This is a genomic window from Subtercola sp. Z020 (assembly GCF_002931235.1).
GTDB lineage: Bacteria > Actinomycetota > Actinomycetes > Actinomycetales > Microbacteriaceae > Subtercola.
Genome location: NZ_PSTT01000047.1, coordinates 1 through 18,603, shown reverse-complemented (window position 1 = coordinate 18,603; position 18,603 = coordinate 1). Strand labels below are relative to the sequence as shown.

Here is an 18,603-nt window from a genome sequence, read left to right as displayed (position 1 = left end):
CGCTCATTCGGCGTCGCGCGCCTGCGCGGCCAGCGCCCGCTCCACACCCGCGAGGTTCTCCACCACGAGGCGGCGGAGCGCGGCCGGCTCCGGGTCGGTCGCCAGCCATGCCACGGTCGCGTCGCGGAGCTCCTCCGACGCCAGGCCCGCCGGGTAGAGCCCGGTGATAAGCGTCGCCGCGATCTGGTAGGTACGCGTCTCCCAGAGCGTCTTGACGACCTCGAAGTACTTCGCGATGTACGGCTGCAGCAGTGCGTCGTCAGACGCGCGCTGGAACCCGACCGTGGTCGCGCGAACGATCAGGTTCGAGGCGCTGTCGCTGTCGACCAGTGACGCCCACGCTGCGGCCTTCGCCTCGGCGGTCGGGATCGACGCCCGGGCACTTGCGGCCGACTGGGCGCCCGACGCCGTGTTGTCGGCAGCCAGCGCCGCGTCGATGTCGCTCTCACCGGCCCTGCCCGCTGCGACCAACGCGGTCAGCAGGTCCCAGGTGAGGTCGGTGTCGATGGTCAGCCCGTCGAGCACGACCGACCCGTCGAGCAGGCCACGAACGTGCGCGAGCGTCTCGTCTGTGCGTGCGGCTGCAGCGAAGAACTTGACGAACTGGAACTGTTCGTCGCTGCCCGGGGTCGCGTTGCGGGCGAGCGCCCACAGCTCGTCGGCCGCCGTGGCGAGCGTCTCCTCCTGGAAGGCGGGGGCGACATAGGTGTTCGCCGTCTGCACCAGCTGGTTCAGGGCCGTGCGCAGCGTCGTCGACTCGTCTTCGGTCGCGACGTTGCCGAGCGCCAGCCGCACGAAGTCGCGCGGCTTGGTCTCTGCGTCGCGCGTCGCATCCCAGACCGAACCCCACACGATCGAGCGGGCGAGCCCGTCTTCGATCGCGGCGAGGTGGGCGATCGCGGTCGCCAGCGACTGGTCGTCGAGGCGGATCTTCGCGTACGCCAGGTCGTCGTCGTTCAGCAGCACGAGGTCGGGCCGGGTCAGCCCGATGAGTTCGTCGACCGAGGTCGTGGGGCCCGCGACATCCAGTTCCACCCGGTGATTGCGGATGAGCGCACCCTCGTGCAGGTTGTAGAACCCGATCGCCAGGCGGTGCGGACGGATGGTCGGGTAGGCCTCGACCGCTGTCTGCTCGACGACGAACGAGGTGATCACGCCGTCGGAATCCGTCTCGATCACCGGGCGCAGCGTGTTCACGCCGGCCGTCTCGAGCCAGAGGCTGGACCACTCCGACAGGTCGCGCCCGCTGGTGTGCTCGAGTTCGAGCAGCAGGTCGGCCAGCTCGGTGTTGCCGAACTGGTGCTTCTTGAAGTAGTGGCTGACGCCGGCGAGGAACTGGTCCTGGCCGACCCACGCGACGAGCTGCTTGAGCACCGAGGCGCCCTTGGCGTAGGTGATGCCGTCGAAGTTCACCTGCACGTCGTCGAGGTCGTTGATGGTCGCGACGATCGGGTGGGTGGAGGGCAACTGGTCCTGTCGGTAGGCCCAGCTCTTCTCGGTCGACGCGAAGGTGGCCCACGCGCCCTTCCATTCGGTCGCCTCAGCGGTCGCCAGCGTCGACGCGTACTCGGCGAACGACTCGTTCAGCCAGAGGTCGTTCCACCACTTCATCGTCACCAGGTCGCCGAACCACATGTGGGCGAGCTCGTGCAGGATGGTCACCACGCGGCGCTCCCGCTGGGCATCCGTGACCTTCGACCTGAATACATAGGCCTCGGTGAACGTGATCGCGCCCGCGTTCTCCATGGCGCCCGCATTGAACTCGGGCACGAACAGCTGGTCGTACTTGGCGAACGGGTAGGGGTAGTCGAAGGCGGCTTCGTAGAACTCGAAGCCCTGGCGGGTCTTCTCGAACACGTAGTCGGCATCCATGTACTGCGAGAGGGAGGCCCGCGAGAAGACGCCGAGCGGGATGACGCGGCCATCGCTTGAGGTGAGTTCGCTGCGCACGACCACGTAGGGGCCCGCGACGATCGCCGTCACATACGAGGAGAGGATCGGGGTCGGCTCGAAGCTCCACGTCGAGGTGCCCTCGCCCGCCGGCACCGGCTCGGGAGTGGGGGAGTTCGACACGACCTGCCAGGCGCTCGGAGCGGTCACCGTGAAGGTGAAGGTCGCCTTGAGGTCGGGCTGCTCGAACACGGCGAAGACGCGGCGGGAGTCGGGCACCTCGAACTGGCTGTAGAGGTAGACCTCGCCGTCGACAGGGTCGACGAAGCGGTGCAGGCCCTCACCGGTGTTCGTGTAGAGCGCGTCGCTGACGACGGTGAGCTCGTTCTCGGCCTTCAGGCCGTCGAGCTGGATGCGCACGCCGTCGCTGACGGCGGCCGGATCGAGCGACTCACCGTTCAGCACGACGCTGTGCACGGTCTTCGTGATCGCATCGATGAACGTCGAGGCGCCCTCGGTGGCGCTGAACCGCACGGTGGTGGTGCTGAGGAACGTCTCCGGCCCGGTCGTCAGATCGAGGCTGATGTCGTAGCTCGACGTCGAGACGAGCGAGGCGCGCTCGCGGGCCTCATCGCGGGTGAGGTTTTCTCCAGGCAACTGATGTTCTCCGTACTGGTCGTGGGGGGGTCTTCGGCGGCGTCGGCCTCGTGGGCGGCGCGCGACTGCCCGTCAAGCCTAGCCACTCGGGTGTCGGCGGCGACTTGTAAACTTCTGGAATGCGCATTCACCTCGGCACCGACCACGCGGGGCTCGACTTCAGCCGGCACCTCTTCGAGCACCTGAGCGCCGCGGGGCACGAGGTCGTCGACCACGGGCCGACCACCTACGACCCGATCGACGACTACCCCTCGTTCTGCATCAACGCCGCGCTCGCGGTGGTCGCCGACCAGAGGGCAGGGGTCGAAGCCCTCGGCATCGTCTTCGGCGGCTCGGGCAACGGTGAGCAGATCGCCGCGAACAAGGTGGCCGGCGCCCGTGCCGCGCTCGTCTGGAGCGAGTCCACCGCGCTGCTCGCGCGCCAGCACAACGACGCGAACCTCATCGCGATCGGCGCGCGCCAGCACACGGTCGACGAGGCGGTGGCGTTCATCGACACCTTCATCGCCGAGCCGTTCTCCTACGAGGAGCGCCACGTGCGCCGCATCGCGCAGCTCGCCGAGTACGAGGCGTCGGGCGCGATCGCCGGGCGGTACGTGGGGGCCGACGTGGTCACGGATTCGTCCGCGCCCGTGGCCGAGTAGCCGCCCGCCATGCCCGAGGGTCATTCCGTCCACCGCATCGCGCTGCAGTTCGAGCGCGACTTCGTCGGCCACACCGTCGCCGTCAGCTCCCCGCAGGGCCGCTTCGCCGCGGGCGCCACGGAGATCGACGGGCTGCGGCTGCTCAGTTCGCACGCCATCGGCAAGCAGATGTTCCTCGAGTTCGAGAACGACAAGTGGCTGCGCATCCACCTCGGGCTCTACGGCGCGTGGGACTTCTTCGGAATCGTCTCGCCCATCACCGACGAATCGGATGCGCGCGGCAGCATGGGCGCCCCGCGACTGCGGCGCGCGCTCCGCATGGCTGAGAGCGAGACCGCGAAGAGCACCGACCTCGATGTCTTTCCGCCCGAACCCGTCGGCCAGGTGCGCGTGCGCCTGGCGACAGAAGAGAGCGTCGCCGACCTCCGCGGCCCCACCGCCTGCGAGGTGATCGACTCCGCGCAGGTCGCCGTGGCGATCGAGAAGCTCGGCCCCGACCCGGCCGAAGACTCCAGCCGGGCATCCGAAGACCGTTTCGTGAAGCGCGTGCGCACCAAGCCGACGCCGATCGGGCTGCTGCTGATGGACCAGTCCGTCGTCGCCGGCATCGGCAACGTCTACCGGGCCGAACTGCTGTTCCGCGCCCGCCTCGACCCGCACACCCCGGGGAAGAACGTGTCGGTCAAGCGGCTGCGCGCCCTCTGGCAGGACTGGGTCTACCTGCTCGACATCGGCATCCGCACCGGCATGATGCTGACGATGGACGACCTGTCGCCCGAAGACGAGAAGAAGGCCCGCGCGAGCCGCAGCGACCGGTACTGGGTGTACAAACGCGAGGGTCTGCCCTGCCGGGTCTGCGGAACCAACATCCTTCTCGAAGAGATGGGCGCCCGAAAGCTGTACTGGTGCCCGAAAGACCAGAAGAAACCGCGCACGGTGGCGGTGTGAGGCAGAACCCCGCACTCGATGCGCCCGGAGACGACGAGATCCGCCGGCTGATCCGCGAGAACCCGTGGGTCACGCTGGTCAGCAACACGTCGCGCGGGCTCGTCGCGTCGCACTACCCCATGGTGCTCGACGAGACGGCCGACGGCATCGCCGTGCTCAGTCATGTGGGGCGACCGGATGAACGGCTGCACGAACTCGGCCAGCACGAGGTGCTCGTGATCGTGCAGGGCCCACACGGCTACATCTCGCCCGGCTGGTACGACGCCGACCCGGCGGTGCCGACCTGGAACTTCGTCGTCGCGCACCTGCACGGCGTGCCCGAACTGCTGTCGAACGCCGAGAACCTCGACGTTCTGGCCACGCTCGTCGACCACTTCGAAGACCGCATGCCCGAGCCCCGCCGCATGAACGGCACCCTCGAGAACGCCGAGTACGCGGCGCGCATCAGCGCGGGCACGGTCGGTTTTCGGCTGCGCGCGACCCGCATCGAGTCGAAGTTCAAGCTGAGCCAGAACCGGCCGCCCGAGACGGTCGAACGCATCATCCGCGAGCTCACCGACGGCGAGAACTACGCCAATCCGGAGCTCGCGGCCGAGATGCGCCGGGTGCATCCGCTGTGACGGGCGACATCTTCCTGCAGGGTGGGCGGATGCCCGGCCACGCCGGCACGTTCGACGTACTGATGGCAGACGGCCGCATCCACGCCATCGTGCCCAGCGGCATCGTGCAGACCCCCGTCACCTCGCGGGTGCTCGCGCTCGACGGGCGCTTCTTCGTGCCCGGCCTGTGGGACAACCACGTGCACTTCACGCTGTGGGCCGCGCAGCGCCGTCGCCACGACTTCGCCCCCGTGACCGGGTCGGCCGACGAGGTGCTGGCGCACGTCGCCGCGCTCGCGGGCGGCGCTGCCGCGGCATCCACCCCCCTCATCGGCTACGGCCTGCGCGACGGGCTGTGGGAGGGCAGCCTCGACCGCGCCCGGCTCGACGCCGCCGCGGGCTCTCGCCAGGTCATTCTGATCAGCGGCGACCTGCACAGCTGCTGGCTGAACTCCGCGGCCCTCGAGCGCTTCGGGCTGGGCGAGCACCCGACCGGCTACCTGCGCGAAGACGACTGCTTCCGCGTGACGATCCGCGTCAACGACCTCAGCGACGCCGAGGGCGACGAGCTCGCCGCCGAAGCCGCACGGCTGGCGGCATCCCGCGGCATCGTGGGCATCGTCGACCTCGAGATGGCCGACAACCTCACGGTCTGGCGCCGGCGCATCGAGGCCGGCCAGCGTGACCTCCGCGTCGCGTTCGGCATCTACCCGAGCCACCTCGACAGTGCGATCGAGGCGCGCCTGCGCACGGGTGACATCATCCCCAACACGCAGGGCCTGCTGACCGTCGGTCCGTTCAAGGTCGTCACCGACGGCTCGTTGAACACGCGAACCGCCTACTGCTACGACGAGTACCCGGGCCTCGAGGGGGAGCCGAACTCGCGCGGGCTGCTGACGGTGGCTCCGGATGATCTGCTCACCCTGCTCGAACGGGCCAGCGGTGCCGGCCTCACCCCGGCGGTGCACGCCATCGGCGACCACGCGAATGCGCTGGCGCTGGCTGCCTTCGAGCGCCTCGATTGCGGCGGACGCATCGAGCACGCCCAACTGGTGGGCGAGACCGACTTCGCCCGGTTCGCGGCAGCCGGCGTGACGGCGAGCGTGCAGCCCGAGCATGCTATGGACGACCGCGACGTCGCCGACCACTACTGGGCCGGGCGAACCGACCGCGCTTTCGCGCTGGCGAGCCTCCGGGCATCCGGCGCGGCCCTCGTGCTCGGGTCTGACGCGCCGGTCGCACCCCTCGACCCGTGGGTGACGATGGCGGCCGCCATCGGCCGCAGCCGCGACCACCGCGCCCCGTGGCACCCGGAGCAGCGCATCCCGGCCGCAGACGCCCTCGCCGCCTCGGCCAACGGCGCCGCGATCATCGGTGTGGGCCAGCCCGCCGACCTCGTGGTGACCGACCTCGACCCCCTCGCCGCCGACCCCGATGCCCTCCGCACCATGCCCGTCTCGGCGACCTTCCTCGCCGGGCGCCCCACCCACCTCGCCCCCTGGGCTGCTGCGCTCGCCTGACCCGCCCGATGCGCTCGCCTGACGCGCCCGCCGCGCTCGCCTGACGCGCCCGCCGCGCTCGCCTGACCCGCTCGCCGGCCTCGCCTGATCCGCCGGCCGGCCCAGTGGTCATCCCCAGATGCGCGCGAGCCCAGGGTAGAGGTGCAGTCGCTGGATCAGCGCCAGCACCCCGACGGCGACCAGCAGAATCCCGACTCCGACGATGATGGCGACGGCGCTCACCCGCCTCACTGCGCCCGCCTCACTGGGCCCGCCTCACTGCGCCCGCCTCACTGGGCCCGCCTCATTGGGGCTTCCCGCTGCAGAAGACCGTCGCGTGCGCCCCCGACGCTTCGTCGTGGGCGACGACGACGCCGTCGACCGTGATCGTGCACGCCAGCTGCCCGTCGTCACCCGCGGCGAGGCTGGAGGCGACCAGCGTGAACAGGCCCGGCGTGCGTCTGTTCACCGTGACCGACGCCGAATGCTCGTAGGGGAGTGCCTCCACCATCGCGGGCGCGACCTCACCACTCGGCAGGGGAGACTCCGCGCTGATCTCCGCACCCCCGCTGCCGGTCAGAGTGTAGACGACGCTCGCCTGTCGGGTGAGGCTCGCCCCGGGTCGTGGCGCCGATGATGTGCCGGGCCACGTCGTGTTGTGGGTGATCGCCGGGTAGGCGTACAGGTAGAGCAAGCCGGCCAGGGCTGCGAGCGACACGAAGCTCAACAGTCGACTCGCCGCTGGCACGAACGGGAGCGACCCGGGGAGGAGGCGCAGCACGAGCCCCAGTGCGCCGAACAGCAGGAAGGCGACGATCAGGCCGATGAGTACGAGGTCGAAACCTGCTCCGAGCACCACGGCGACAGCTGCCACGACCCCGGCGAGCACGAGTAGTGCGACGACCGTCACAACCGCGATGACGGGGCCACGCGGCGCCGCACGACGGGTCGCCGCCGCTGGGGGAGGCCCGGCATCCGGAACCAACCCGGCGGCGGGCGGAGGCTCGTCGGTGGCAGACGGGCGACGGGGCTGGGGCACAGGAATCATAACTGAGACAATATCAGTTACCACCGATATCCACCCGGGAACGAGGAAAGGGCCCCCTGGCGGGAGGCCCTTTCGGTGGGTCGAGCGCGAGGCGCCTAGACGGTCGCGATGTGCGCGAAGAGGAACCAGCGGTCCTTCTCGAGTGCGCGGGCGATCTCGATCGCCACATCCTGGCTCGCCGCGTCGATGGCACCGAGCTCGGTGATCGCCGTGTTGACGCTCACCATGAGCGCGTCGATCGACGAGACGAGGGCGGCGACCATGACCTCGGCGGGCTGGAAGCCGGCGGGCAGCTCGGGCAACGTGGTCTTGGCGGCGACGGTCTGAATGCGTGCGTCGATCGGCAGGCCGAGGGCGACGACACGCTCCGCGGCGGTGTCGGCGTAGTCTTCGGCGCGCTCGACGACCTCGTCGATCAGCTCGTGCACGGCGATGAAGTTCGCTCCGCGCACGTGCCAGTGGGCCTGCTTGCCGTTGATGACCAGCGCCTGCGAGTCGATGACGATCTGGCTGAGGAACTGGGCCGCGGCGGCCGCGACATCCGGGTTCGAGGAGCTCTTGATGGTGGTGACGACGTCGGACATGGCGTCTCCTTTCTGAAGTTTTCGCCCATCGGGTGGGCTGGTGGACACAACGCTACTCAGCCCGGAATGTTCCGCAAGCAAGCTGAGGCTCGGCTAACGAAGGGCAGCATTGCCTGACTCCGCGCCGAAGTAGGGTCTGACAGAGGGCGCAGATGTGCGCCGGGGAGAGTCGTCTTGGCGGGCCCGCACTACAGGCCCAACAGCCACGTCTTGCGAGGCAGGGACTCGCAAGACCGACAACGGAGAGGGGATGACCAGGATCGAACTGGCGTCATCAGTTTGGAAGACTGAGGCTCTACCATTGAGCTACATCCCCGCGCGCCGCAACGGCACTCGAACAGCGTAGTACAGGTTTGCCCCGTGATCGGTGCACTAGACTTGCCGAGGTTATTTCCCGGGGCGTAGCTCAGCTTGGTAGAGCGCTCGGTTTGGGACCGAGAGGTCGCAGGTTCGAATCCTGTCGCCCCGACACGACCCGCAGCAGCAGTACCGATCCAGCAGCAGTACGATCACCCGTTTCAGACCACAGGAGATTTTTCACGTGAAGACCACGGTAGAACAGCTCAGCCCCACCCGCGTCAAGCTCGAGATTTTCGTGACGCCCGAAGAGCTGAAGCCCAGCATCGACCACGCCTACAGCCACATCGCCGAGCAGGTCAACATCCCCGGTTTCCGCAAGGGCAAGGTTCCGCCGCCCCTGATCGACCAGCGCGTCGGCAAAGACGCCGTTCTCGAGCACGCGGTCAACGACGGGCTCGACGGTTTCTACCGCGCCGCGATCACCGAGAAGGAGCTGCGCCCGCTGGGCCGCCCCGAGGCCGACATCGTCGAATGGCCGAGCAACAAGGACTTCACCGGTGACCTGCAGCTGGCCATCGAGGTGGATGTTCGTCCCGAACTCGATCTCCCTGACTACAACGGCCTCGCCGTGACGGTCGACCCCATCGCCGTAAGTAACGAAGAGGTCGACGCCGAGCTCGAGAAGCTGCGCAGCCGCTTCGGAACCCTCATCACGGTCGATCGCCCGATCAAGACCGGCGACTTCGCCCAGATCGACCTCATCGCGACCATCGACGGCGCCGAGGTCGACAACGCGACCGGCATCTCCTACGAGGTCGGCTCGGGCGAGCTGCTCGAGGGCCTCGACGGTGTCATCGACTCGCTGACCGCGGGCGAGACCACATCCTTCGAGGCGCCCCTGCTCGGCGGCGAGTTCGCCGGCAAAGACGCTCTCGTCACCGTGACCGTGAACTCGGTCAAGGAGCGCGAGCTGCCCGAGGCCGACGACGACTTCGCCCAGATCTCGAGCGAGTTCGACACGATCGACGAGCTGAAGGCCGACCTGAAGACCCAGGTCGAGCGCCAGAAGTCGTTCACGCAGGTGACGGATGCCCGCACCAAGACCCTCGAAGCGCTGCTCGAGCTGGTCGAGGTTCCGGTTCCGCCGAAGCTGATCGAAGACGAGGTGCACCGTCACCTCGAGAACGAGAGCCGCCTCGAAGACGACGAGCACCGCGCCGAGGTCACCGAGTCGAGCACCTCGACCTTCAAGACCCAGATCCTCCTCGACGTCATCGCCGAGAAGGAAGAGGTCAAGGTCAGCCAGGACGAACTGACCCAGTACCTCGTGCAGAGCGCCGCCCAGTACGGCATGGAGCCGCAGGAGTTCGTTCAGGTTCTCGACCAGAACGGCCAGATCCCGGCGATGGTCGGCGAGGTCGCCCGCAACAAGGCGCTCGCGATCGTTCTCGACAAGGCTGTCGTCACCGACACCGAGGGCAAGGCGGTCGACGTCTCGGAGTTCACCACCATCTCGCGTGACGCCGACGAGCCCTTCGTCGCCGTCGACGGCGCTGATGCCGGAGACGACCACGAGGGTCACGACCACGGCGACCACGAGGGTCACTCCCACTAGGTTCTGCAAACGAATCAGGGCCCCACGATCATCCGTGGGGCCCTTTTTCGTGCCCTGAGTCTGCCCCCAGCGAACAGAGGCGATACGGCCGAGCGGCTCCACTACATTCGAAGTACCGCAAGTGAATGGGAGCGACACACATGGCCGATATGGCGATGCCAAACAGCGTTTTCGAACGTCTTCTGAAAGACCGGATCATCTGGCTCGGCACTGAAGTCCGTGACGACATGGCCAACGAGATCTGCGCCAAGATCCTGCTTCTCGCAGCCGAAGATCCCGACCGCGACATCTACCTCTACATCAACTCGCCCGGCGGATCGATCACCGCAGGCATGGCCATCTACGACACGATGAAGTTCGTCACCAACGACATCGTCACGGTGGGCATCGGCATGGCGGCCTCGATGGGCCAGTTCCTGCTCTCCTCGGGCACCAAGGGCAAGCGCTACATCACGCCGAACGCGCGCGTTCTGCTGCACCAGCCGTCGGGTGGCTTCGGCGGTACGTCCGCCGACATCCAGACCCAGGCGCTCCTCATCCTCGACATGAAGAAGCGCATGGCTGAGCTGACGGCCGAGCAGACCGGCAAGACGGCTGAGCAGGTCATGATCGACGGTGACCGCGACAACTGGTTCACCGCGCAGGAGGCCCTCGAGTACGGCTTCGTCGACTACGTGCGTGAGTTCTCCTCCGACGTCGCCGGTGGTGGCGGCACCGAGGTCGCCGACGACGTGCCCTCCGAAAACAACTAGTCGCACACCTCGAACCACAGAGCCTCGAACCCAAGAACAGAGACAACTATGCAAACCCCCATGTTCGGCGGAATGCCGACCGCTTCGCCCTACGGGAACGGCACGAGCCCTTCCGACCGCTACATCCTCCCCACCTTCGAAGAGCGCACGGCCTACGGCTACAAGCGCCAGGATCCGTACGCCAAGCTGTTCGAAGACCGCATCATCTTCCTCGGTGTGCAGATCGACGACGCCTCGGCTGACGACGTGATGGCCCAGCTCCTCGTGCTCGAGAGCCAGGACCCTGACCGCGACATCGAGATGTACATCAACTCGCCCGGTGGCTCCTTCACCGCGATGACGGCGATCTACGACACCATGCAGTACGTCAAGCCGAACATCCAGACGGTCTGCCTCGGCCAGGCCGCTTCCGCTGCCGCTGTAATCCTCGCGGCCGGCACGCCCGGCAAGCGCCTCGCGCTGCCGAACGCGCGCATCCTCATCCACCAGCCCTCCGCCGGTGGCCAGGGTGGCGGCCAGGCCTCCGACATCGAGATCCAGGCGCGGGAGATCCTCCGCATGCGCACCTGGCTCGAGGAGACGCTCGCGACCCACTCGAACCGCACGCCCGAGCAGGTCAACAAGGACATCGACCGCGACAACATCCTGAGCGCCGCCGACGCCGTCGAGTACGGCATCATCGACCAGGTTCTGTCGTCGCGCAAGAACCTGCCTGCGCTCGTCAAATAAGGCTGCTTCACCTGTCGAAAGGCACCCGGGTTCTCGAATCCCGGGTGCCTTTCGCTGTCTCCGGATGCCGTGGCCGGCGCCGCTCGGGCTCAGGATGCCCCGGGGCCTTTCGCCCCCTCAATGGCCGCCGGTGTCGGCGGCACGGGTTAGGCTCTAATCAGGTCATACGAGGAGGATGAACATGGCACGCATCGGGGAGAGCGCCGACCTGCTCAAGTGTTCGTTCTGTGGCAAGAGCCAGAAGCAGGTGCAACAGCTCATCGCCGGCCCCGGTGTCTACATCTGCGACGAGTGCGTCGAACTGTGCAACGAGATCATCGAAGAACGCCTCTCTGAGACGGGCGAAGAAGCCTCCAGCGAGTTCGAACTGCCGAAGCCGAAAGAGATCTTCGCCTTCCTCGAAGAGTACGTGATCGGCCAGGAGCAGGCGAAGAAGTCGCTCGCGGTCGCGGTGTACAACCATTACAAGCGGGTGCGTTCGAAGAACACCCTCACCTCGGCAGACGCTGTATCGAACGAGGTCGAGCTCGCCAAGAGCAACATCCTGCTGATCGGCCCCACGGGCTGCGGCAAGACGTACCTCGCCCAGACGCTCGCGAAGCAGCTGAACGTGCCGTTCGCCGTCGCGGATGCCACGGCCCTCACCGAAGCGGGCTACGTCGGTGAAGACGTGGAGAACATCCTGCTGAAGCTCCTGCAGGCCGCCGACTTCGATGTGAAGAAGGCCGAGACCGGCATCATCTACATCGACGAGATCGACAAGATCGCGCGCAAGGCTGAGAACCCGTCGATCACCCGCGACGTCTCCGGTGAGGGTGTGCAGCAGGCGCTGCTGAAGATCCTCGAAGGCACGGTCGCCTCGGTGCCGCCGCAGGGCGGGCGCAAGCATCCGCACCAGGAGTTCATCCAGATCGACACCACCAACGTGCTGTTCATCGTGGCGGGTGCCTTCGCCGGTCTCGAGGAGATCGTCGCCGAGCGGAGTGGAAAGCGCGGGATCGGGTTCAACGCACCGCTGCACTCCAAGCGCGATGACATCAACCTCTTCAGCGAAGTGCTGCCCGAAGACCTGCACAAGTTCGGGCTCATCCCCGAGTTCATCGGCCGCCTTCCCGTCGTCACCACGGTGACGCCGCTCGACCAGGTCGCGCTCATGCAGATCCTCACCGTTCCGCGGAACGCGCTCGTGCGCCAGTACCAGCGCATGTTCGAGATCGACGGTGTCGAGCTCGACTTCGAGAAAGACGCCCTCGAGGCGATCGCCGACCTCGCGGTGCTCCGCAAGACCGGCGCCCGCGGCCTCCGCGCCATCATGGAGGAGGTGCTCGGCCCGGTCATGTTCGAGGTGCCCTCGACCGACGAGGTCGGCAAGGTCATCATCACGAGGGAGGCCGTCATCTCGAACGCCGCCCCGACGATCGTGCCGCGCGAGACCCCGCGCCGCGTCGAGAAGTCGGCGTAGCGGCGCGTCACCCCTTCGACTCCTCCGCCCCAGCGGCGTGGATGACCTGATCGCCTGACCCGGAGACGACCATTCCCGAGCGCATCCCCGACGACGGCACGGCCTCCGGCGAACCCGCGAAGCCTTCGTCGATCGTGCAGCCGCTCGCCGCCGGCATCGTTGCGGGGATCACCGGTTTCGCGAGCTCGTTCGCTCTCGTGATCGCGGGTCTGCACGCCGTGGGCGCATCCGATGCCGAAGCATCGTCGGGCCTGCTGGCGCTGTGTTTCGCGGTCGCGATTCTCTGCATCGTGCTCGCGCGGGTGTTCCGCATGCCGATCTCGTTCGCCTGGTCGACGCCCGGGGCTGCGCTGCTGATCGCGGCCAGCGCGACGACGAACAACTTCTCTGCTGCGGTGGGTGCGTTCGTCGTGTGCGGGCTGCTCATCGTGCTGTGCGGGCTCTGGCCCGCGCTCGGCCGGGCGATCACCCGCATACCGAAGTCGATCGCGAGTGCGATGCTGGCGGGCATCCTGTTCCCGATCTGCCTCGCGCCGGTGCTCGCGGTGACGCAGATCCCGGCGTTGGCCGTGCCCGTCGTGGTGGTGTGGCTCGTGCTCTTCCGGCTGGCCCCGCGGTGGGCCGTGCCCGCAGCGATGCTGGTCGCCGCGATCGGGATCGGCGTATCGGCGGGAACCGGCTGGCTCTCGGCTGCCTCGACCTCCCTCGTTCCGGCGTTCGTGTTCGTGCCGCCGACGTTCGACGCATTCGTGATCGTCAGCCTCGGGCTGCCGCTGTTCATCGTCACGATGGCCGGGCAGAACGTACCCGGTTTCGTGGTCATGTCGACGTTCGGCTACGAGGTTCCGCCCCGGCCGGTGCTCGTGGCGTCGGGCGCGGCGACCGCCGTCGGAGCCCTGTTCGGCGGCCACGCGGTCAACCTCGCGGCGATCACGGCGGCGATCATGGCCGGCCCCGACTCGCATCCCGACCGCTCGCGTCGCTGGGTCGCGACCTTCGCCTCGGGCTTCGTCTACATCGCGTTCGGGCTCGGGGCGGGCTTCGCGGTCGCCCTCATCTCGGCGTCGCCGCCCATCCTCATCACCGCCGTCGCCGGGCTCGCGCTGCTCGGCGCCCTCGTCGGCGCCATCACGTCGTCGCTCGAGGACGCCACGCAGCGCATCCCGGCGGTCGCCACCTTCCTCGTCACCGCCTCCGGCATCGTGGTCGCCGGTGTCGGCAGCGCCTTCTGGGGCCTCCTCACCGGCGGCCTCCTCCTGCTCGTCGCGGGCCTTCCCGGCCCCCGCCGCCCTCGCCCGTAACCCGCGCGCAGCGGGTCAGAAGTTCTCGCGAGACCGTCAGTTGCGGGCGAGACGGTCAGGCACACCAGTCCGTCTCGCCCGGAAGTGACCACCTCGCGTCTGCAAAGGCGGCAACGGGGCCGGGGCGGCGAGGCTGGCAGGGGCGGGGCGCGGCGGGTCAGTCGGCGTCGTCGGCGGGGAAGTCGTCGGACTGGGAGACGGTGGCCTCGTCGGTGTCGGGGTCGTAGTCGATGCGGGTGCCGTCGTCGAACTCGACGACGGGGCGGCCCTCGAGCCAGGTCAGCGTCCAGTACCACATCGAGGTGTCGACGTTCTGCTCGGCGAGCTCGCCCTCGGTGTCGAGCACGGCGTCGATGACAGCCTGGGGGAGGCGGGTGGGCGGTTCGTCGCCGCTCGACCAGCGGGTTCCGACGGAAATCATGTCAACAGCTCCAAAGCGAGAAACGAGAAGTACAGAAACGAGAAGCGAGAAACGAACAGGGTCAGACCGTGATGTTGTAGGTGACCCAGTGGGTCTTGTCGGCAAGCTTGTCATAGACGCGCTGGGCTGTGGTGTTGTCGGATGCCGTTATCCAGCGCACGACGTCGAGCCCGCGCGCCGCGGCAAGAGACCGGACCGAGCCCAGCAGGGCCGTCGCGACACCGCGACCCCGGGCATCCGGAGCCACGAACAGGTCGTCGAGGTAGAGCCCGCGGGCCCCGGCGAGGGGGCGCGCGAACTCGCGCACGTGCGCCAGCCCGAGGAGCCGGCCCGACGACGCGTCGACCGCGACGAACCCCTCGGTCTCGTGCGTCGGGTCGAGCAGCCAGCCCCAGACGCGCGTAGCGATATCGCCGGCGGTCGGCGAGTGGTAGAACTCGCCGTAGCCGACGTAGAGGGCCTGCCACTCCTCGTGGTCGCCGGGCGCGACGGGGCGGACGGTCACGGCGACCGGCGCACCAGACGCGACCGGCGCACCAGACGCGACAGGCGCGACAGGATCGCTCACGCCGCGTCACCCTCCGGCGCCGCCAGCTCGATCTCGCTCACCGCGAGCTCCAGCCCCTCGACGAAGTTCAGCGTCTCGATGCGCCCGACCTGCTTCAGGTCTCCCGACGCCAGCTCCAGCTCGGCGAGTATCTCGGGCGGCCCGGTGATCGTGGCGACGGCCACCGGCGTCTTCTGCGAGGCCTTGGCGTCGGTCTTCGCGCGGCGGATGCCCACCAGCGCCTGCCCGGCGAGCCCGAGCAGCGTGCCGTGCGCGGGCAGGGCGGGTGCGGCATCCGGAGCGAAGACGGCGCCCACGCCGGTCGGCCAGGCCGCCCCGTGGATGGAGGAGTCGTGCGTCCACGACCAGACCTCCTCCGTCGCGAACGGGATGAACGGGGCGAGCAGCCGCAGCAGAACATCGATCGCGGACTGCAGCGCCAGCACCGCCGATGCCTTGGCGGCGGCGTCGGAGGCCTCGCTGTAGGCGCGCTCCTTGACGAGCTCGAGGTAGTCGTCACAGAACGTCCAGAAGAAGGTCTCGGTGACCTCGAGCGCGCGGGCGTGGTCGTAGCTCTCGAAGGCGCTGGTGGCGGCGGCGACCACCTCGTCGAGCTGGGTGAGCATCGAGAGGTCGAGCGGATGCGTCACACCGAACGACCCCTCGGGCAGCTCGAACCCGTAGACGAACTTCGCCGCGTTCAGCACCTTGATCGCGAGCCGGCGCCCGATCTTGATCTGCGTCGGGTTCTGCGGATCGAAGGCGGCGTCGGTGCCGAGCCGGCTCGAGGCCGCCCAGTACCGCACCGCATCTGACCCGTGCGTCTCGAGCACATCGGCCGGGGTGACGACGTTGCCCTTCGACTTCGACATCTTCTTGCGGTCGGGGTCGACGATGAAACCGCTGAGCGCAGCGTGCTTCCACGGCGTGCGGCCGTCTTCGAGCGCCGAGCGCAGCATGGTCGAGAACAGCCAGGTGCGGATGATGTCCTGCCCCTGGGGGCGCAGGTCGAACGGTGCGACGAGCTCCCAGAGCTCGGGGTCCCGTTCCCAGCCACCCGCGAGCTGCGGGGTGAGCGACGAGGTCGCCCAAGTGTCCATCACGTCGAGTTCGCCGACGAAGCCGCCCGGCTGGTTGCGCGCGCTCTCGTCGAAGCCGGGTGCGGCATCCGTCGACGGGTCCACCGGCAGCGAGGCCTCGTCGGCGACCAGAGGCTGGTCGAAGAGGGGGTTGCCGTCGCCGTCGAGCGGGTACCAGACGGGGATGGGCACGCCGAAGAAGCGCTGGCGCGAGATCAGCCAGTCGCCGGTGAGCCCGTTGACCCAGTTGTCGTAGCGCACCTTCATGAAGCCGGGGTGCCAGTCGACCTCGTCGCCCATGTCGAGCAGGCGCTGCCGCAGCTCCTCATCGCGCGCTCCGTTGCGGATGTACCACTGCCGAGTCGACACGATCTCGAGCGGCTTGTCGCCCTTCTCGAAGAATTTGACCGGGTGGATGATCGGCTTCGGGTCACCGATCAGCTCGCCTGATTCGCGCAGCATGTCGACCACGGCCTGCTTGGCCGAGAACACCGTCTTGCCGGCGATCTGCGCGTATGCGGCGAGCCCGCTCTCGCTGGTGATGACATCCGGAGCCTCACTGATGATGCGCCCGTCGAACCCGATGATGGCGCGGTTCGGCAGGGAGAGATCACGCCACCAGATCACGTCGGTCAGGTCGCCGAAGGTGCAGATCATCGCGATGCCGGCGCCCTTGTCGGGCTGGGCGAGGTGGTGGGCGACGATCGGGACGGAGACGCCGAACAGCGGGGTGGTGACGGTCGTGCCGAAGAGCGGCTTGAAGCGCTCGTCGTCGGGGTGCGCGACCAGCGCGACGCAGGCGGCGAGCAGCTCGGGGCGGGTGGTCTCGATGAAGATGTCGCCGTCGCCGCTGATCGTGCTGTCGGCATTCTCAGCGTTCTCCGCATTCTCGACGTTCTCCGGGTGGAACGCGATGCGGTGGTAGGCGCCCGGCTGGTCCTTGTCTTCGAGCTCGGCCTGGGCCACGGCGGTGCGGAAGGTGACATCCCACAGGGTCGGCGCCTGCGCCTGGTAGGCCTCGCCGCGCGCGACGTTGCGAACGAACGCCAGCTGGCTCGCCCGCATCGACGAGTCGGCGATGGTGCGGTAGGTCTGCGACCAGTCGACAGACAGGCCGAGCCGGTGCCAGAGCGCCTCGAACTGCTTCTCGTCTTCGACGGTCAGGCGCTCGCAGAGCTCGATGAAGTTGCGCCGGCTGATCGGCTTCTGGTCGGCCGCTTTGCCGCTCTTGTTGTCGCCGCCCTCGTAGGGCGGCACGAAGTCGGGGGAGTACGGCAGCGTCGGGTCGCACCGCACGCCGTAGTAGTTCTGCACGCGGCGCTCGGTGGGGAGGCCGTTGTCGTCCCACCCGATCGGGTAGAAGACGCTCTTGCCGCGCATGCGCTGGAAGCGCGCGATCACATCGGTGTGCGTGTACGAGAAGACGTGCCCGATGTGCAGCGACCCGCTCGCGGTCGGCGGCGGCGTGTCGATCGAGTAGACGTTCTCACGGGTGGTCAGCGCGCGGTCGAAGCGGTAGGTGCCGCGTTCGCTCCACAACTCGTCCCACTTGCCTTCGAGGCCTTCCAGCGCGGGTTTCGCAGGGATGTTCGCGGTCATGGTGGCCCTCCAGGCACTATGGGCGGCACCGAGTCTGGGGTGCCTGTTTGTCGTCGCACCACTTTATCAAGCCGGTCGGTGGATGCCGCGACCTTCCGTCGACGTGCTCGTCACCCGTGCTGGGTGGATGCCGCGATCTCATCCGATCGGACGATCCGGCCGCCGCCGAGCCCTCTCTAGACTCGGGGTGCGACCGTGGGGGAACAACGGCGCTCTGTACGCCGCCCGCACTGCCGGGCCGACACGAAGGTGCCACCGTGGGTCTTTTCCGCACATGGATCTTTCCGATCATCCGTCTCGCCGTCGTGGTGGTGATCGCCGTCGCGCTCTGCAAACTGGCGTTCTTCCCCGATGCGGCGACGGTGGCCGACCCTGCCGTGCCGACGGGCCAGCTGACCGAGCCGCAGGCGGTCGTGACGGCCGGCACGATCTCGAACGACGTCACGCTGAAGGCGACGGTCAGCGCAGACCCAGCCGCCCCGATCCGCGCGACCGCGATCGGCACGGTCGACGAGGTGCAGGTGGCGGTGGGCGCGACGGTGGCCGTCGGCGACACCATCTTCGACATCAGGGTCGAGACCGAGCGCGACCCGGTGGAGTCGACGGGGCCCGACGGGTCGATCATCCAGACCGCGCGGAAACCCCTCGTGACCTACGTCGACGTGACGGCGCCGATCGCCGGCATCGTGAGCTCGCTGCCGGTGCTCGCGGGGCAGACGATGGCGGTCGGCGACGTGGCGGGGCAGATCGCCCCGCCGAGCTTCTCGGTCACCGGCTCGCTGAACGCGGCGGACCAATACCGGCTGGTCAGCCAGCCGACCGAGGCGAAGGTGGCGATCACCGGCGGCCCGGCGCCGTTCACGTGCACCGGGCTGGTGATCTCGTCGCCGCTGGCGGGGGCCGACGGTGATCGCCACCTTCGCCTCGGT

16 protein-coding genes, 2 tRNA genes and 1 pseudogene are annotated in these 18,603 nt (G+C 68.3%); 11 read left to right on the top strand and 8 right to left on the bottom strand.

Annotated features, from left to right (window positions below; translation table 11 throughout):
- Positions 1-3: 3 nt before the first annotated feature.
- Positions 4-2,547: an aminopeptidase N gene (gene pepN, locus C5B96_RS06865; RefSeq protein ID WP_104244262.1), complete on the bottom strand. Its 2,544-nt coding sequence runs from the start codon at positions 2,545-2,547 to the stop codon at positions 4-6.
- Positions 2,548-2,666: 119 nt separating this feature from the next.
- Between pepN and C5B96_RS06860 the strand changes: the two genes are divergently transcribed.
- The 4 genes from C5B96_RS06860 to C5B96_RS06845 are packed head-to-tail and all read left to right on the top strand — an operon-like array spanning position 2,667 to position 6,258.
- Positions 2,667-3,191 (top strand): ribose-5-phosphate isomerase, encoded by a 525-nt coding sequence (locus C5B96_RS06860; protein ID WP_104244260.1) that lies wholly within the window; start codon positions 2,667-2,669, stop codon positions 3,189-3,191.
- A gap of 9 nt (positions 3,192-3,200) precedes the next feature.
- On the top strand, positions 3,201-4,139 hold the full coding sequence (locus C5B96_RS06855) for an Fpg/Nei family DNA glycosylase (protein ID WP_104244258.1): 939 nt from the start codon (positions 3,201-3,203) through the stop codon (positions 4,137-4,139).
- Positions 4,136-4,759: an FMN-binding negative transcriptional regulator gene (locus C5B96_RS06850; protein ID WP_104244256.1), complete on the top strand. Its 624-nt coding sequence runs from the start codon at positions 4,136-4,138 to the stop codon at positions 4,757-4,759. Before C5B96_RS06855 ends, C5B96_RS06850 begins: the two co-directional genes overlap by 4 nt.
- A complete protein-coding gene (locus C5B96_RS06845) occupies positions 4,756-6,258 on the top strand; it encodes an amidohydrolase (protein ID WP_369826451.1) in 1,503 nt (500 codons plus the stop codon). Before C5B96_RS06850 ends, C5B96_RS06845 begins: the two co-directional genes overlap by 4 nt.
- Before the next feature lie 108 nt (positions 6,259-6,366).
- Here the strand turns inward: C5B96_RS06845 and C5B96_RS17960 are convergent, their stop codons facing one another.
- The 4 genes from C5B96_RS17960 to C5B96_RS06830 form a co-directional block, all read right to left on the bottom strand.
- Positions 6,367-6,489 (bottom strand): hypothetical protein, encoded by a 123-nt coding sequence (locus C5B96_RS17960; protein ID WP_255414703.1) that lies wholly within the window; start codon positions 6,487-6,489, stop codon positions 6,367-6,369.
- Between the two features lie 52 nt (positions 6,490-6,541).
- Entirely contained in the window at positions 6,542-7,285 is a 744-nt protein-coding gene (locus tag C5B96_RS06840) for a hypothetical protein (RefSeq protein WP_146078105.1), read from the bottom strand.
- A gap of 95 nt (positions 7,286-7,380) precedes the next feature.
- A complete protein-coding gene (locus C5B96_RS06835; RefSeq protein ID WP_104244252.1) occupies positions 7,381-7,869 on the bottom strand; it encodes a Dps family protein in 489 nt (162 codons plus the stop codon).
- A 245-nt stretch (positions 7,870-8,114) separates the two neighbouring features.
- A tRNA-Gly gene (locus tag C5B96_RS06830) sits at positions 8,115-8,185 on the bottom strand.
- 79 nt (positions 8,186-8,264) lie between these two features.
- Here C5B96_RS06830 and C5B96_RS06825 point away from each other — a divergent pair.
- From C5B96_RS06825 to C5B96_RS06800, 6 genes are all read left to right on the top strand, one after another.
- Positions 8,265-8,338, top strand: a tRNA-Pro gene (locus tag C5B96_RS06825).
- A 72-nt stretch (positions 8,339-8,410) separates the two neighbouring features.
- A complete protein-coding gene (gene tig / locus C5B96_RS06820; protein ID WP_104244250.1) occupies positions 8,411-9,784 on the top strand; it encodes a trigger factor in 1,374 nt (457 codons plus the stop codon).
- Between the two features lie 140 nt (positions 9,785-9,924).
- Positions 9,925-10,536 carry an ATP-dependent Clp protease proteolytic subunit gene (locus tag C5B96_RS06815; protein WP_104244248.1) on the top strand — a complete coding sequence of 204 codons (612 nt, stop codon included), beginning with the start codon at positions 9,925-9,927 and terminating at the stop codon, positions 10,534-10,536.
- A gap of 48 nt (positions 10,537-10,584) precedes the next feature.
- Entirely contained in the window at positions 10,585-11,265 is a 681-nt protein-coding gene (locus C5B96_RS06810) for an ATP-dependent Clp protease proteolytic subunit (RefSeq protein ID WP_199176571.1), read from the top strand.
- A 181-nt stretch (positions 11,266-11,446) separates the two neighbouring features.
- Positions 11,447-12,727: an ATP-dependent Clp protease ATP-binding subunit ClpX gene (gene clpX, locus C5B96_RS06805; RefSeq protein ID WP_104244292.1), complete on the top strand. Its 1,281-nt coding sequence runs from the start codon at positions 11,447-11,449 to the stop codon at positions 12,725-12,727.
- A gap of 134 nt (positions 12,728-12,861) precedes the next feature.
- A complete protein-coding gene (locus tag C5B96_RS06800) occupies positions 12,862-14,028 on the top strand; it encodes a benzoate/H(+) symporter BenE family transporter (protein WP_233189046.1) in 1,167 nt (388 codons plus the stop codon).
- Between the two features lie 157 nt (positions 14,029-14,185).
- Here the strand turns inward: C5B96_RS06800 and C5B96_RS06795 are convergent, their stop codons facing one another.
- From C5B96_RS06795 to valS, 3 genes are all read right to left on the bottom strand, one after another.
- Positions 14,186-14,449: a hypothetical protein gene (locus C5B96_RS06795; RefSeq protein ID WP_233189045.1), complete on the bottom strand. Its 264-nt coding sequence runs from the start codon at positions 14,447-14,449 to the stop codon at positions 14,186-14,188.
- A gap of 61 nt (positions 14,450-14,510) precedes the next feature.
- Positions 14,511-15,017, bottom strand: coding sequence for a GNAT family N-acetyltransferase (locus tag C5B96_RS06790; protein ID WP_104244242.1), 507 nt, complete (start codon positions 15,015-15,017; stop codon positions 14,511-14,513).
- The gene (valS, locus tag C5B96_RS06785) at positions 15,014-17,674 is read right to left on the bottom strand and encodes a valine--tRNA ligase (protein WP_104244240.1); all 2,661 of its coding nucleotides are present in this window, start codon (positions 17,672-17,674) and stop codon (positions 15,014-15,016) included. Before valS ends, C5B96_RS06790 begins: the two co-directional genes overlap by 4 nt.
- Before the next feature lie 257 nt (positions 17,675-17,931).
- Here valS and C5B96_RS06780 point away from each other — a divergent pair.
- Positions 17,932-18,603 (top strand): annotated as a pseudogene (locus C5B96_RS06780) (secretion protein HlyD); the annotation flags it as partial.

What these genes read in the sequence shown, in the direction of transcription:
- C5B96_RS06860 (WP_104244260.1), top strand. Translation starts at nt 2,667, where the DNA reads ATGCGCATTCACCTCGGCACCGACCACGCGGGGCTCGACTTCAGCCGG.
- C5B96_RS06855 (WP_104244258.1), top strand. Translation starts at nt 3,201, where the DNA reads ATGCCCGAGGGTCATTCCGTCCACCGCATCGCGCTGCAGTTCGAGCGC.
- C5B96_RS06840 (WP_146078105.1), bottom strand. Translation starts at nt 7,285, where the DNA reads ATGATTCCTGTGCCCCAGCCCCGTCGCCCGTCTGCCACCGACGAGCCT.
- C5B96_RS06835 (WP_104244252.1), bottom strand. Translation starts at nt 7,869, where the DNA reads ATGTCCGACGTCGTCACCACCATCAAGAGCTCCTCGAACCCGGATGTC.
- C5B96_RS06815 (WP_104244248.1), top strand. Translation starts at nt 9,925, where the DNA reads ATGGCCGATATGGCGATGCCAAACAGCGTTTTCGAACGTCTTCTGAAA.
- C5B96_RS06810 (WP_199176571.1), top strand. Translation starts at nt 10,585, where the DNA reads ATGCAAACCCCCATGTTCGGCGGAATGCCGACCGCTTCGCCCTACGGG.
- clpX (WP_104244292.1), top strand. Translation starts at nt 11,447, where the DNA reads ATGGCACGCATCGGGGAGAGCGCCGACCTGCTCAAGTGTTCGTTCTGT.
- C5B96_RS06795 (WP_233189045.1), bottom strand. Translation starts at nt 14,449, where the DNA reads ATGATTTCCGTCGGAACCCGCTGGTCGAGCGGCGACGAACCGCCCACC.
- valS (WP_104244240.1), bottom strand. Translation starts at nt 17,674, where the DNA reads ATGACCGCGAACATCCCTGCGAAACCCGCGCTGGAAGGCCTCGAAGGC.